Origin of the sequence: Rubellimicrobium roseum (assembly GCF_006152145.1) — a bacterium.
In the GTDB taxonomy this organism is placed as follows: Bacteria; Pseudomonadota; Alphaproteobacteria; order Rhodobacterales; family Rhodobacteraceae; genus Rubellimicrobium; species Rubellimicrobium roseum.
The window spans coordinates 142692-155985 of record NZ_VDFV01000003.1 but is presented as its reverse complement, the minus strand read 5'-3'; the positions used below and the strand labels follow the sequence as shown (position 1 = coordinate 155985).

Annotated in this window: 16 protein-coding genes; 4 read left to right on the top strand and 12 right to left on the bottom strand. The window is 70.0% G+C overall.

Features of this window, described 5'->3' with window-relative positions; translation table 11 throughout:
* Positions 1-116: 116 nt before the first annotated feature.
* Entirely contained in the window at positions 117-1247 is a 1131-nt protein-coding gene (gene tgt / locus FHG71_RS04800) for a tRNA guanosine(34) transglycosylase Tgt (protein ID WP_139080481.1), read from the bottom strand.
* Positions 1248-1366: 119 nt separating this feature from the next.
* Between tgt and FHG71_RS04795 the strand changes: the two genes are divergently transcribed.
* The gene (locus FHG71_RS04795; protein WP_139080480.1) at positions 1367-1780 is read left to right on the top strand and encodes a hypothetical protein; all 414 of its coding nucleotides are present in this window, start codon (positions 1367-1369) and stop codon (positions 1778-1780) included.
* A gap of 76 nt (positions 1781-1856) precedes the next feature.
* A complete protein-coding gene (locus FHG71_RS04790; RefSeq protein ID WP_139080479.1) occupies positions 1857-2219 on the top strand; it encodes an SUF system Fe-S cluster assembly protein in 363 nt (120 codons plus the stop codon).
* Positions 2220-2391: 172 nt separating this feature from the next.
* Here FHG71_RS04790 and infC read toward each other — a convergent pair whose 3' ends face one another.
* On the bottom strand, positions 2392-2907 hold the full coding sequence (gene infC, locus FHG71_RS04785; protein WP_246045341.1) for a translation initiation factor IF-3: 516 nt from the start codon (positions 2905-2907) through the stop codon (positions 2392-2394).
* A gap of 211 nt (positions 2908-3118) precedes the next feature.
* Between infC and FHG71_RS04780 the strand changes: the two genes are divergently transcribed.
* Entirely contained in the window at positions 3119-3913 is a 795-nt protein-coding gene (locus FHG71_RS04780) for a hypothetical protein (RefSeq protein ID WP_139080477.1), read from the top strand.
* Positions 3914-4121: 208 nt separating this feature from the next.
* Here the strand turns inward: FHG71_RS04780 and FHG71_RS23430 are convergent, their stop codons facing one another.
* The 7 genes from FHG71_RS23430 to cysG form a co-directional block, all read right to left on the bottom strand.
* Positions 4122-4310, bottom strand: coding sequence for a hypothetical protein (locus FHG71_RS23430; RefSeq protein WP_176559292.1), 189 nt, complete (start codon positions 4308-4310; stop codon positions 4122-4124).
* Between the two features lie 328 nt (positions 4311-4638).
* Entirely contained in the window at positions 4639-5463 is an 825-nt protein-coding gene (locus tag FHG71_RS04770) for a ferredoxin--NADP reductase (RefSeq protein ID WP_139080476.1), read from the bottom strand.
* A gap of 60 nt (positions 5464-5523) precedes the next feature.
* Positions 5524-5937, bottom strand: coding sequence for a DUF934 domain-containing protein (locus FHG71_RS04765; RefSeq protein WP_139080475.1), 414 nt, complete (start codon positions 5935-5937; stop codon positions 5524-5526).
* A 2-nt stretch (positions 5938-5939) separates the two neighbouring features.
* A complete protein-coding gene (locus FHG71_RS04760) occupies positions 5940-6731 on the bottom strand; it encodes a phosphoadenylyl-sulfate reductase (RefSeq protein WP_139080474.1) in 792 nt (263 codons plus the stop codon).
* Entirely contained in the window at positions 6721-8391 is a 1671-nt protein-coding gene (locus FHG71_RS04755; RefSeq protein ID WP_139080473.1) for a nitrite/sulfite reductase, read from the bottom strand. The genes FHG71_RS04760 and FHG71_RS04755 overlap by 11 nt, the downstream gene beginning before the upstream one ends.
* A complete protein-coding gene (locus tag FHG71_RS04750) occupies positions 8384-8734 on the bottom strand; it encodes a DUF2849 domain-containing protein (protein ID WP_139080472.1) in 351 nt (116 codons plus the stop codon). Before FHG71_RS04750 ends, FHG71_RS04755 begins: the two co-directional genes overlap by 8 nt.
* Positions 8731-10128: a siroheme synthase CysG gene (gene cysG, locus FHG71_RS04745; protein WP_139080471.1), complete on the bottom strand. Its 1398-nt coding sequence runs from the start codon at positions 10126-10128 to the stop codon at positions 8731-8733. Before cysG ends, FHG71_RS04750 begins: the two co-directional genes overlap by 4 nt.
* A gap of 147 nt (positions 10129-10275) precedes the next feature.
* On the opposite strand from cysG, the gene FHG71_RS04740 reads away from it, so the two are divergent.
* Positions 10276-10737, top strand: coding sequence for an Lrp/AsnC family transcriptional regulator (locus FHG71_RS04740; RefSeq protein ID WP_139080470.1), 462 nt, complete (start codon positions 10276-10278; stop codon positions 10735-10737).
* Positions 10738-10845: 108 nt separating this feature from the next.
* Here the strand turns inward: FHG71_RS04740 and FHG71_RS04735 are convergent, their stop codons facing one another.
* From FHG71_RS04735 to FHG71_RS04725, 3 genes are read right to left on the bottom strand one after another with little or no spacing between them, the layout of a single operon-like run.
* The gene (locus tag FHG71_RS04735; RefSeq protein ID WP_139080469.1) at positions 10846-12009 is read right to left on the bottom strand and encodes a cytochrome P450; all 1164 of its coding nucleotides are present in this window, start codon (positions 12007-12009) and stop codon (positions 10846-10848) included.
* The gene (gene tpiA / locus FHG71_RS04730; RefSeq protein WP_139080468.1) at positions 12009-12773 is read right to left on the bottom strand and encodes a triose-phosphate isomerase; all 765 of its coding nucleotides are present in this window, start codon (positions 12771-12773) and stop codon (positions 12009-12011) included. Before tpiA ends, FHG71_RS04735 begins: the two co-directional genes overlap by 1 nt.
* Positions 12774-12833: 60 nt before the next feature.
* Positions 12834-13193 (bottom strand): HesB/IscA family protein, encoded by a 360-nt coding sequence (locus FHG71_RS04725; RefSeq protein WP_139080467.1) that lies wholly within the window; start codon positions 13191-13193, stop codon positions 12834-12836.
* Positions 13194-13294: the final 101 nt, after the last annotated feature.

The following is a 13294-nucleotide window of genomic DNA, read 5'->3' as shown; positions in this document are numbered from 1 at the left end:
TCATGGCGATCTCCCTTCTCCGGCCACTCTGCGACAAGGCTGCCAGCGGGAAGTTAACGAAACCTGACACCACCGCGCGGTGGTCCGGCGTTTCGCGCAACACCCCCGGAGAGCCCTTAGACGGGCTCGATGTCCCCCTCGGCCCGAAGGGTGTGGAAGCCCGTCTCCCATTCGGCGAAGCGCCCTGCCGCGATGGCCGCGCGCATGCCGGCCATGATCTCCTGGAAATAATGCAGGTTGTGCCAGGTGAGCAGCATCCCCGCGATCATCTCGTCCGCGCGCACGACATGGTGCAGGTAGGCGCGCGAATAGCTGCGGCAGGCCGGGCAGGTGCAGGCCTCGTCCAGCGGGCGCGTGTCCTCGGCGTGGCGGGCGTTGCGCAGGTTCACCTGCCCCCGCCGCGTCCAGGCCTGCCCCGTGCGCCCCGACCGCGTGGGCAGCACGCAGTCCATCATGTCGATGCCGCGCTTGACGGCCCCCACGATGTCGTCGGGCTTGCCCACGCCCATCAGGTAACGCGGACGGTCCTCGGGCAGCATCCCGGGTGCGTAGTCCAGCACCTCGAACATCTTCTCCTGCCCCTCGCCGACCGCGAGGCCGCCCACGGCGTAGCCGTCGAAGCCGATGGCTTTCAGCGCCTCGGCCGATTCCGCGCGCTGCTCGGGAAAGACGCTGCCCTGCTGGATACCGAAGAGCGCGTGCCCCGGCCGGTCCCCGAAGGCGTCGCGCGACCGCTGCGCCCAGCGCATCGACCGCTGCATGGAGGCCAGGGAGACCTCCCCGGTCGCCGGGAAGGGCGTGCATTCATCGAAGGCCATGACGATGTCCGAGCCCAGGAGCTTCTGGATCTCCATGCTCCGCTCGGGCGTGAGCGCGTGCTTGGAGCCGTCGATGTGCGAGGAGAAGGTCACGCCCTCCTCGGTCATCTTGCGGAGAGACGACAGCGACATCACCTGAAAGCCGCCCGAATCCGTCAGGATCGGCCGCTCCCAGTTCATGAACTTGTGCAGGCCGCCCAGCCGCGCGACCCGCTCGGCCCCGGGCCGCAGCATGAGGTGGTAGGTGTTGCCCAGGAGGATGTCAGCCCCCGTGGCGCGCACGCTTTCGGGCAGCATGGCCTTGACCGTTGCGGCGGTGCCCACCGGCATGAAGGCCGGGGTGCGGATCTCGCCCCGGGGCGTCGAAATGACGCCCGTCCGGGCCCGCCCGTCGGTCGCGTTCAGAGTGAAGGAAAAGCCTGTGGCCATGGTCTGCGCCTCCTGACGGGCTTCCCTATCCGAGCGCGGAGGCGGGGGGAACCCGCCCGGCGCGCGGCCTCGCGCGGGCGTGCGTTGAAGCGGACGGCAAGCTCGGCCAGTCTGCCGGCATGATCCGCCTATCCGCCCTTGCTCTTCTGGCCGCCTGCGCCGCTGCGACCGACGAGCCCGCCCGCGACCCCGGCGGCTCGGTCGCGCTGCGCGTCATCGAGATCGGCGCGCTGGAGGCGCGAGGCGAAGAGAAGCGCGTCTCCGGCGAATGCCTGTCGGCCTGCACGATGTACCTGGGCCTTTCGACCGCCTGCTTCGAGCCCGACGCGGTGCTGGGCTTCCACGGCCCCCGCTTTCCCTGGGGCTGGCGGATGTCGGAGGCGCAGTTCGAGGCCGTCTCGCGCACCATGGCCGCCTACTACCCGCCCCGGGTCGCGCGACTCTTCCTGCGCGACTGGCGCCACGGCGACGACTTCGTGCGGATTCCCGCCCGCAACCTGATCGACCGGGGCGAGGCGCGGGCCTGCGACTGAATGCCCGGCCGGTCCCCTTTACCGCCCGGGACCGATTCCTTATATGATCGGTCGGGATTTCAGCCGGGAGCCTCGCATGTCGATCGCCGAAGCCAAGCTCGAAGGCACGCCGCTCATCGCGCCGTCCACCATCGACCATCCGCTCTATGACAGCGTGGTCGAGGCCTGCCGCACCGTCTTCGACCCCGAGATTCCGGTGAACATCTACGACCTGGGCCTCGTCTACACGATCCAGATCGACGCCGAGAGCGCCGTGAACATCGTGATGACGCTGACGGCCCCCGGCTGCCCCGTGGCGGGCGAGATGCCGGGCTGGGTCGCCGACGCGGTCAACGCCATCCCGGGCGTGAAGCAGGTCGATGTCCAGATGACCTTCGAGCCCCAGTGGGGCATGGAGATGATGTCGGACGAGGCGCGGCTCGAACTGGGCTTCATGTAAGGTCCCGCGGCGACCGTTCTCGGCCTCGAAAACCCCGGCAAGCGGCAGCCCTGACAGGCTGGCCCGGTTTCCGGCGCGGCCGGGACGCTGGCGCGGCGTTGCCGGCCGGCCCTCATGAACGAAAAAGGCCCGGACGGGTATCCGGGCCAGTCTCTCGGGAATGCGGTCGGCCCTACTTCACGGGGCCGATCATCATGACCATCTGGCGGCCTTCCAGGCGGGGCATCGATTCGATCTTGCCCGCCGCCTTCACGTCCTCGGCCACGCGGTCCAGCAGCGCCTTGCCCAGGTCCTGGTGCGCCATCTCGCGGCCACGGAAGCGCAGGGTGACCTTCACCTTGTCGCCCTCCTCCAGGAACTTGAACACCGACCGCATCTTCACGTCATAGTCGTGCGTGTCGGTGCCGGGCCGGAACTTGACCTCCTTGATCTCGATGACCTTCTGGTTCTTCCGGGCCTCGGCCTCTTTCTTCTGGGTCTCGTACTTGAACTTGCCGAAGTCCATGATCTTGCAGACCGGCGGGTTCGCCGTGGGCGAGATCTCGACAAGGTCGAGCCCGGCATCCTCGGCCAGCGACAGCGCCCGCTCGGGCGACGTGACGCCAAGATTCTCGCCGTTGGCCCCGATCAGGCGGATGTCACCGCCGCGCAGGAGGCGCTCGTTGATCCGGGGGCCGGTCTCGCGCACCGGCGGTGCGTTGTGGGGTCTGCGTCCTATGGCTCTGGTCCTTCGGCAGTGACAGGGAATGCGCGCCGGAACATAGTGAAAATGGGCCGTGCCTTCAAGCCCGCGCGCCTCTCTCACGCCCCCGCGACCGCCGTTGCCGCCACACGGATCCGTGACATATCTCCGCCCAAGGCCGGGGGCCGCCGGTCCCCGCGAGGTGAAGGACAAACGGATGACACGGATCATTGCCATCGTCGTGGTGATCGCCGCTGCGGTGGTCGCCTACATGTACACCAGCGCCGGCGACGTGGAGGTGGGCGAGGTGCCCAGCTCGACGCAGCCGACCGGCGAGACCGCGACCGACAGCGCCGCCGTGCCCGGCGACGAGGCCGAGGTCACGAACCCCGCCCAGGAGGGTGCCGCGGACGAGACCGGCGCCGGCACGGCCGCGACGGCGGGCGCCGACGTGGGCAACGAGGCGACCGGGGAGGAAGCGGAGGCCGCCGAGGAAGGGGCGGCGGACACCTCCGAGACGGTGCCGGCCGAGGAAGGTCCCGCCGACGAGGAGCCCGACACCGGCGTAGGGGCCGTCTCGACCGAGGAGGAGACGCAGGGCGCGGGCGCGACCGGAATCACCGCGGACTCCGAGGAGCAGGAAGGGCTGATCGGCACCGACCCGGAAGCGGCGCCCGTCCCGGCCGAGCCCGGCACCACGCAGGAGGGGAGCGCCGACCCCGGCCAGACCCCTCCGGGTCTCGACACGACCAACGACAACGCTCCCGAGGCCGTGGGCACCGGCGGCGCTCTCGATGACGCCGAGGCCCAGGACGGCGCGGCCGCCGAAGCGGCCGAGGACGCGGCCAGCGCCCAGACGGGCGCCACCGAGGAGGCCACGGACGACTCGGGCCTTCTGGCCAACGAAGCCGAGGGCGGAGCGACCGCGGGCGATGCCGGTCCCGCCGTGCGCGCGCCCACGACGGAGGGCGCCGATCCTGGTCCGGCCGTGGCCGACCCGGCCACCGACTGACGCCTTCGGGCGCGCATACCTTAGAGGACCTCGATGCCGGTTCATCGAGGTCCTCGACCCTGTGCATCCCACAGAGCATGGCCTCCCCAGAGGCAGGCGACTTCCGCCGACGCGGCGGAGACCGGCCAGAAGGCGATCGAACGGTACCGCCCCGTCAGGCGGGCACGGCGTGCAACCGGTCGATCTTTACGGCCACCAGCCGCTGGAGCTACAGGTTTCGGCTCCAGATGCCGTGCTCCTCCAGCGAGCGCACGGCGTTGTGCCGGTACTCGGCGCTCGATCCGTGCGGCCCGCAGGCCCGCGCCATCTGCGTGGCGGCGACGTCCAGCGGCAGACCGCGCCGGATGCCTGGGCCCTCGGCCCCGCCCAGAAGGTGAGCGCCCTTCGTCCCCGGCATCGACCGTCAGACAGCGACAGTCCCCCATCATCTCGATGAAGGGTGGCTCCCATGTACAAGAGGCGTGCCGCGCGTGGCCCAGATTTATAGGCAGAACTGCCCATGCCGGCCCGGCGCCACGGCAAGCCGCCGGTCGGCAACCTAAAAGGTCGGACTCCAGATAAGGGAACCATAGGGGAAGCGCATGAGGCGCGACCCACCAAAGGGGTCGCCCTCCACCGCCCCCGTGGTCTGGTCTCGAGATCAGCCGTCAGATGCAGGGTCCGCAACGACGAAAGGCGCATGACCGGCTTATGCGCCCTTCACCTGCGTCCTATCAAAGCGGGCGTCAGACGCCGTCGCCGACGAAGGCCTTCTCGACCACGAACTCGGCGGGGTCGCTGTTCGCACCTTCGCGCAGGCCCGCCTTCTCCAGCAGCGCCTTGATGTCGAGATTGAAGGCGAGGCTTCCGCAGACCATCGCCCGGTCCACCGCCGGGTCGAGCGGCGGGATCCCCAAGTCGGCAAAGACCTCCCCGCTCTCGATCAGCGTAGTGATGCGCCCCATCTTGGGCGACTCCTCGCGGGTCGTCGTCGGGTAATACTTCAGCTTGCCCTCGACCAGCTCGCCGATCAGCTCGTCGTCGCGCAGCGCCTCGACGATCTCGCGGCCGTAGGTCAGCTCGGCCACCTCGCGGCAGGTGTGGGTGATGACGACCTCGTCGTACTTCTCCCAGGTCTCGGGGTCGCGCAGGAGCGAGGCGAAGGGCGCGAAGCCCGTCCCGGTCGAGAACATCCACAGCCGCTTGCCCGGCAGTAGCGCATCATGCACCAGCGTGCCCACAGGCTTGGGCCGCAGGATGATCTGGTCGCCCGGCTGCACGTGCTGGAGCTTGGAGGTCAGAGGGCCGTCCGGCACCTTGATCGAGTAGAACTCCAGCTCCTCGTCCCAGGAAGGCGAGGCGATGGAATAGGCGCGCAGCAGGGGCCGCCCGTTGTCGCCCATGAGGCCGATCATCACGAACTCGCCCGAGCGGAAGCGCAGCGACTGGGGCCGCGTGCAGCGGAAGGCGAACAGGCGGTCGGTGTAGTGCCGCACGCTGGTGACGGTCTGCGCGTCGGGCAGGGTCACGGCGGTGGCGGCCTTGTCCTTGACGGGGGTCTGCTCGGTCATCGGTCCTCGCTCGCTGTCGAGCGCCTCATGTAAGGAAATGGTGCCGCAGGGGAATGCGGCTCAGGCGCGCAGGCGCCCCTGGTAGTAGTGGTCGCGCCAGTTCGCGCGGCTCAGCCACTGGCCCTCGGGCTGGCGGGCGGCCAAGCCTTCGTCGATCTCGACCTCGTCGAAGCCCACGCGACGGGCCATGGCGTACTGGTCCGCCAGCACGTGGCCCACGGCGCGCAGCCGCCCGTGAAAGCCGAAGCTCCGCAGGTCGCGGGCGTGGGAAAAGCCCCGCCCGTCGTTGAAGGCCGGGAAGCGGACGCGCACCAGCGCCACCTGCCCCAGAACGCCCACAAGCGCACGCGGGTCGTCGGCGGGGCCGATCTCGACCCCGTCGCCCTCCTGGATCTCGCCCAGTTCGGCCAGGGGACGGATCACGCCCGGAAAGTCGTCGACCGCGAAGCCGGTGTCGGTCACGATGATGGCCATGCCTAAAATCCTCCGCTGGCCGCGACGGGGCCGCGCGCGACCTTTCCGTCCACGACGTGGATGCCGCATTCGTCCTTGCCCTGGTTCCGCCAGCGGCCCGCGCGCGGGTCCTCGCCCTCCTTGACGGGCGTGGTGCAGGGCGCGCAGCCGATGGACGGATAGCCCTTGGCCACCAGCGGGTGGCGCGGCAGGCGGTTCTCGGCCATGTAGTCCTTCAGATCCTCGCTCGTCCAATGGGCGAGCGGGTTGACCTTGATGCGCATGTCGCCCTCGTTCTCGAAGAAGTCGAGCGCGGCCCGCGTCTTGCCCTGGTACCGCTTGCGCCCCGTGATCCAGGCGTCATAGCCCAAAAGCGCGGTCTGCAGCGGCACGGTCTTGCGCAGGTCGCAGCAGGCGTCGGGGTTCCCCTTGTGCAGGAGGCCCCAAGGGTCCTTGGCCGCGACCTCGGCGGAGGCCGCCTTGATGACCTGCACGTTCGTGAGACGCAGCCGCTCGGTCAGTTCGAGCTGGTAGGCCAGCGTCTCGGCGAACAGCATCTCGGTGTCGATGAACAGGACCGGGACGTGCCGGTTCTTCACCGCCGCGATGTGCAGCAGCACCACCGACTCGGCCCCGAACGAGGACACGAGCGCCAGCCGCCCCACCTGGGGGTCGGTCATGGCATGCTGCATCACGTCGGTGGCCGAGTGATGCTTGTAACGGGCGTTCAGCTCGGCCACGCGCTCGGCCACGGGACTCAGCCCATGGCCGCTCACCGGCACGGCATCCGCCGCCGCGATGGGTTCAGGCCGCATCCGCCGTTTCCTCTGTCCCGTACAGGAAGCCCTTGAAGGGCTCGGGCCCCAGGCGGCGGAACGCCTCCAGGAACGTTTCCTCGGCGTCGCGCCGGACCTCCAGGTAGCCCAGCACCAGCCGTTCCACCGCGCCGACGATCTCCTCGGCCGGGAAGCCAGGGCCCATCTTCTCGCCGATGGCAGCCGTTTCCGTGCCGTCGCCGCCGAGCGTGACCTGGTAGTTCTCCACCCCCGCGCGGTCGAGGCCCAGGATGCCGATGTGGCCCACGTGGTGGTGCCCGCAGGCGTTGATGCAGCCCGAGATCTTGATCTTGAGCGGCCCCACCTCGTGCTCGACCTTCAGCTCCTCGAAGCGCGTGGCGATCTGCTGGGCGATGGGGATCGACCGCGCCGTCGCCAGGGCGCAGTAGTCCATCCCCGGGCAGGCGATGATGTCGCTCACGAGCCCGATGTTCGCCGTGGCGAGCTCGGCCTCGCGCAGCGCCGCCCAGACCGCCGGCAGGTCCGACTTGTGGACATGCGGCAGGATCACGTTCTGCTCGTGCGAGATGCGCAGCTCTCCGTGGCCATAGCGCTCGGCGAGGTCCGCCATCACGCGCATCTGGTCAGCCGTCGCGTCGCCCGGCGTCGCCCCGTGCTTCTTGAGCGAGATCGAGACGATGGCGTAGCCGTCCACCTTGTGGGGATGGAGGTTCACGTCCGTCCAGGCGCGGAACACGCCGTTCCCGGCGCGGAAGGCCTCGTACGCGTCCACGGGGGCGTTGCGGAAGGCGGGGGGCGCGAACTGCGCCTCGATCTCGGCCAGGATCTCCTGGTCGGCGCCGGTCCACTGCGACCGCAGCCGCGCGAAGCGCTCCTCCACGTCGGCCTTGAAGGCGTCGAGCCCGTTCTCGAAGACGGTGATCTTGATGCGCGCCTTGTACTTGTTGTCGCGCCGGCCCTTGAGGTTGTAGGCCCCCAGGATCGCCTCGATGTAGGGCAGCAGGTCCGCCTTGGGCAGGAAGTCCCGGATCACCTGCGCCAGCATCGGCGTGCGGCCCAAGCCCCCGCCCACCAGCACCTCGAAGCCGGGCTCCCCGGCCTCGTTGCGGACCATGCGCAGGCCGATGTCGTGGGCGCGCGTCACCGCCCGGTCGTTGGGCGACCCGGTAATGGCGATCTTGAACTTGCGGGGCAGGAACTGGAACTCGGGGTGGTCGGTGGACCACTCGCGCAGAAGCTCGGCCACCGGGCGCGGGTCCGCGATCTCGTCGGCCGCGGCGGCCGCGAAATGGTCGGCGGTCACGTTCCGCACGCAGTTGCCCGACGTCTGGATCGCGTGCATCCCCACATCCGCCAGCGCGTCGAGAATGTCCGGCACGTCCTTGAGGCGCGGCCAGTTGAACTGGATGTTCTGCCGCGTGGTGAAGTGGCCGTAGCCCCGGTCCCACCGCTCGGCGATCATGGCGAGCTGCCGCATCTGGTCGGGGTTCAGCGTCCCGTAGGGGATCGCCACCCGCAGCATGTAGGCGTGAAGCTGGAGGTAGAGCCCGTTCATCAGCCGCAGCGGCCGGAACTCCTCCTCGGTGAGCGAGCCGTCGATGCGGCGCTCCACTTGGGTGCGGAACTGGCGCACGCGCTCGCGGACGAAGGCCTCGTCGAATTCGTTGTACTTATACATTGGAGAGCGTCTCGTTGCCGGGGATCTTGCCGCGGGGCGTCAGGCCCTCGGCGCGCTTGCCATGGAGGTAGTTGGTCGGGCCGTGGGTGCGGAAGGCCTCGCGGAAATGCGTGGGCACCGGCCCGCCATCGGCGCCCTTGACGGCGTCCACGAGATCGGGCCCGACGACGACCGCCGGCTGGCTCTTGGCGAACAGGAGCCGGAGCTGCGCCACGGCCTCGTCCTCGATCAGCTCGGCTTGGGCGATGTCGCGGGTCCAGCGATCGTCCTCGGTCAGCCAGACGGCATCGCCTTCGATCAGGTGGTTGGCCGAAACGACCTTGGGTGTGAAACGACGGCTCATGGGATGGCCTCTTGGGCGAAGGTGCGGACAGCGGCCTGCGCCGCGCGGGGCGCCAGACCGATAAAGGTCAGGGCGGGGCCGTCAAGCGCCGCCTCGGTCATCGCGGGCTCCATCTCGGCCACCGTGGTCGAAAGGATGCGCTGGTCCGCGCGCGAGGCGTTCTCGACGACGGTGACGGGCGTCTCGGGCGGACAGCCATGCATGAGCAGCCGTCCCTGCACGAAGCGGGCGGCCTTCTTGCCCATGTAGATCGCCGCGACCTCGCCGGGGCGCGCCAGCGCCTTCCAGTCGTGGTCGGCGAAGCCCTTCACGTCGTGCCCCGTCAGCAGCCGGACCGAGGCGTTGCGCCCCCGCTTCGTCAGGCTCTGCCCGATGGCCGCGACGGCCGCCGAGGCCGCCGTGATCCCCGGCACGATGGCGAAGGAGATGCCGGCCGCCTCGACCGCCTCGATCTCCTCGTCGAGCCGCCCGAACACGGTCGGGTCGCCCGCCTTCAGCCGCACGACATGGCGGCCCTTCTTGGCGTGCCTCACCAGCATGGCGTCGATCTCGGCCTGCGGGGTAGAGGCGCCGAAGCCCTCCTTGCCCGCGTCGATGATGAGCGCCTCGCGCCGCGCGAGGTCGAGGATCGCGGGCGTCACCAACCGGTCGTGGATCACCACGTCGGCCCGGTCCAGCGCCCGCCGCGCCCGCACGGTCAGCAGGTCCGGGTCGCCGGGGCCCGAGCCCACGAAGTCCACGTGCCCCTTCTTCGGGGCCTCCTCCAGATGGTCGGCCAGCAGCCGGGCCAGCGCCGGGGCGACGGCCTCCTCGCCCCCCTTGGCAAAGGCCTGCGGGCCCACGCGGTCGTAGTAGTCCGCCCAGAACTCGCGCCGCTTGCGGCCGAAGGGCAGCCGCTCGGCCGCATGGCGAAAGGTCTTGCCGATGCGCGTCAGGAACCCCAGCGACGACGGCAGCCGCGCCTCGAGGTCGGCCTTGATGGCCCGCGCCAGCACCGGGGCCGCGCCCTCGGTGCCGATGGCCACCACCACGGGATCGCGGTCCACGATCGCGGGCGTGATGAAGGCCGAATCCTCCAGGTTGTCGACGATGTTCACCAGCGCCCCGTCCGCGCGGGCGAGCCGCGCCACGCGGGCGTCCTCGGCGTCGCCGTCGGTGGCGGCATAGGCCAGCACGGCGCAAAGGGCGTCGCCCGGCTCGAAGGCGCGCCGCAGCAGCATCACGCGCCCCTCGGCGGCCAGCCGCTCGACCTCGGCCTCGGGCGCAGGCGCGATCACGGTCAGCCGCGCCTCGGTCTTGAGCAGCAGGCGCAGTTTGGCCAAGGCGGTCTCACCGCCGCCCGCGACCACGATCCGCCGTCCCTTGACCGCCATGAAGATCGGAAAATGCTGCATCCGCCGACTCCGTCCCAGGCGCCTTGCCTGTCGTGCAGATATAGAACTTTGTCCCGGTTTCCCGCCATTGCCCGACGCAGATAAGGACGTATGTTCGCCCTATGGCCCGGTTCTGGACGGGCGTTCCGCAGGAAGGACAGGTCCGGGATGACGTTCCGCCCCGACGAGACGGACAGGAAAATCCTTGCCGAACTGCAGGCCGACTCGGGCCGCTCGCTCGACGAGATCGCCCGCGCCGTGGGCTCGTCCAAGACCCCCGTCTGGAACCGCATCCGCCGGATGCGCGAGGCCGGGATCATCAAGGCCAACACGGTCCTCCTCGACGCCGAGGCCCTGGGCTTCGAGGCCACCTTCTTTGTTCTGATCCGCACCAGCGAGCACGAGGCCGACTGGCAGCGGAAGTTCCTGGCCGCCCTCCGCGCGCGGCCGGAGGTGCAGGAGGCCCACCGCCTGGCCGGGGACATCGACTACATCCTGAAGGTGCGCGTGAGGAACGCCCGCGCCTACGACACCTTCTATCAGGCGCTCATCTCCGAGGTCCGCATCTACAACGTCACTGCCCTGCTCTCCATGGAAGAGATCAAGAGCACGGTGGCTCTGCCGCTCTGAAGCCGCCGTTTCCGCGCCGATGCGGTGTTAACTTCTCAGTGGTACGACCGTTCGGTGCTGTCAGACTTCGTTAACCCCATCCTGCGAGCCTTCTCGCATGACCACGCCTTACGCCTCCACCATCAGCCGTTCGAGCCCATGGAAATGATACACGTCCCCATAGCGCGGCGGCTCCGCAAGCCGCAGGCCGGGACAGCGCTCGAACAGCCGCCCCAGCCCGATCACCAGCTCCAGCCGCGCGAGCGGCGCGCCCACGCAGAAGTGGATGCCGCCGCCGAAGGCGACGTTCGCAGGTCCCTCGCGGCGCGGGTCGAACCGGTGCGGGTCGGAATAGGCCGCGGGATCGCGGTTCGCCGCGCCCAGGAGCAGCGCCACCCGGTCCCCGCGCGCGAAGCGGTGTCCGTAAAGCTCCACGTCCTCGTAGACCCAGCGCGTGAACATGTGCAGCGGCGGGTCGAAGCGCAGGATCTCCTCGACCGCGCCGTCGGTTATGTCCCGAACCTCATGCTCCAGCAGCGTCTTGGCCCCGTTGCCCATCGTGTGCACCGTGGCCTCGTGCCCGGCGTTCAGGAGCAGGATGCAGGTCGTCACCAGCTCGTCGGTGGACAGCCTCTCGCCCCCCTCCTCGGCGGCGATGAGATGCGTGAGCAGGTCGTCCCCGGGCCGCGACCGCCGCGCGGCGATCGTCTCCTCGACGAAGGCGCGGAAGGCGAGCGCGGCCTCGACGGCCGCCTCCTCCACCTCGCGGGTGCGCCGGGCCTGATACATGGCGACCATGGCGTTGGACCAGCGCAGCAGGTCGTCGGCCCGCTCCTCGGGCACGCCCAGAAGGCGTGCGATCACCACCACGGGGATGATCCGCCCATAGGAGTCCAGGAGGTCGAAGGGCCCCGAGGGGAAGCTGTCGATCAGCCGGTCGCAGAGCGCCGCGATCTCCGGCCCCATCGCGGCGATGCGGCGCGAGGTGAAGGCGCGCAGCACCAGCCCCCGCAGGCGCGTGTGCCGCGGCGGCTCCAGCTCCAGCATCGAATGGGCCTCGATGTCGTAGAAGGGCCGCGTGTGCTCGGGGAAGTCCGGCGCGAAGCCCTCGGGCGCCTCGCGCCCCAGCCGCCGGTCGCGCAGCAGCGCCGACACCGCCCGGTGCGAGATGGCGCAGGCCAGCCCGTAGTCCTCCCACCAGAACAGGTCCCCGCCCGCCCGTGCTTGGTCGTAGAAGGGATAAGGGTCCTGGACGAAGGCGGGGTCGGTGGGCGACTGCGCCAGGCGCAGCATCAGGGCAGCTCCACGTCCGCCAGTTGCTCCAGCGCCTCGATGATGGGCGAGAAGTCGGCGGCCTTCAGGCTCGCGCCGCCCACCAGCGCCCCGTCCACGTCGGGGATGCCGAAGATCTCGGCGGCGTTCGAAGGCTTGACCGAGCCGCCGTAGAGCAACCGGACATGCGCCGCCTCCGCCCCGAACCGGGCCGACAGGCGCGAGCGCAGGAATTCGTGGACCTCGCCGATCTGCCCGTTCGTGGGCGTGAGGCCCGTGCCGATGGCCCAGACGGGCTCGTAGGCGATGACGGTGTTCTGCCCCGTGGCGCCGTCCGGCACGCTCGCGTCGAGCTGGCGCCCCACGACCTCCAGCGTGCGGCCTCCTTCGCGCTCCTCCAGCGTCTCGCCCAGGCAGATCACCGCCACGAGGCCCGCCCCGTGCGCCGCGCGCGCCTTGGCCGCGACCGTCTCGTCGGTCTCGCCGTGATTGGTGCGCCGCTCGGAATGGCCGACGATGACATGCGTCGCGCCCGCGTCGGCCAGCTGCGCCGCCGCGATGTCGCCGGTATGCGCGCCCTTGGCCTCGGCGTGGCAGTCCTGCCCACCGATCATCAGCGGATGCTGCCCCTTGACCGCCGCCATGGCCGAGATGAGCGTGGCGGGCGGGCAGAGCAGGATCTCGACGCTGGGGGACACATGCGCGTCCAGCAGGGCCTCGACCTCGGACAGGCTCGCGGCCGTCCCGTTCATCTTCCAGTTCCCGGCGGCAAGCCTGCGGCGCATCCCTGTCCCTCCTGTTGGCCGGAGGAGACCTATCAAGCCGCCCGGCCCCCGGAAAGGGTCCTAGCGGACGGCGGGTTCCGCGAACTTCACCGACTCGCCGCAGCCGCAGGCGTCCACGACGTTGGGGTTGCGGAACTTGAAGCCCGCCTCCAGCAGCGAGGTCTCGTAGTCGATCTCGGTGCCGATCAGGAACATCTGGGCCATGGGGGCGATCATCACGCGCGCGCCGTCCTGCTCCACCACCTCGTCGAGCGGGTTGACGCTGTCGGCCCATTCCATCGTGTATTCCATGCCGGCGCAGCCGCCCTTCTTGACGCCGACGCGCAGCCCGGACCGTCCGTCCTTGGTCATCATCCGGGCGATCTGCCGCGCGGCGGCGGGGGTCAGGCTCACGGCCTGCTTGCCGGGGATCGAGAACATGGGCACGCCTCCTGGTGGAAACCGCAACATAAGCATGCGGCGGCGCCCTGAAAAGGCCCCGCCTCCGGGCCGGACACGGCGCCGCGACGACGAAGGGGGGC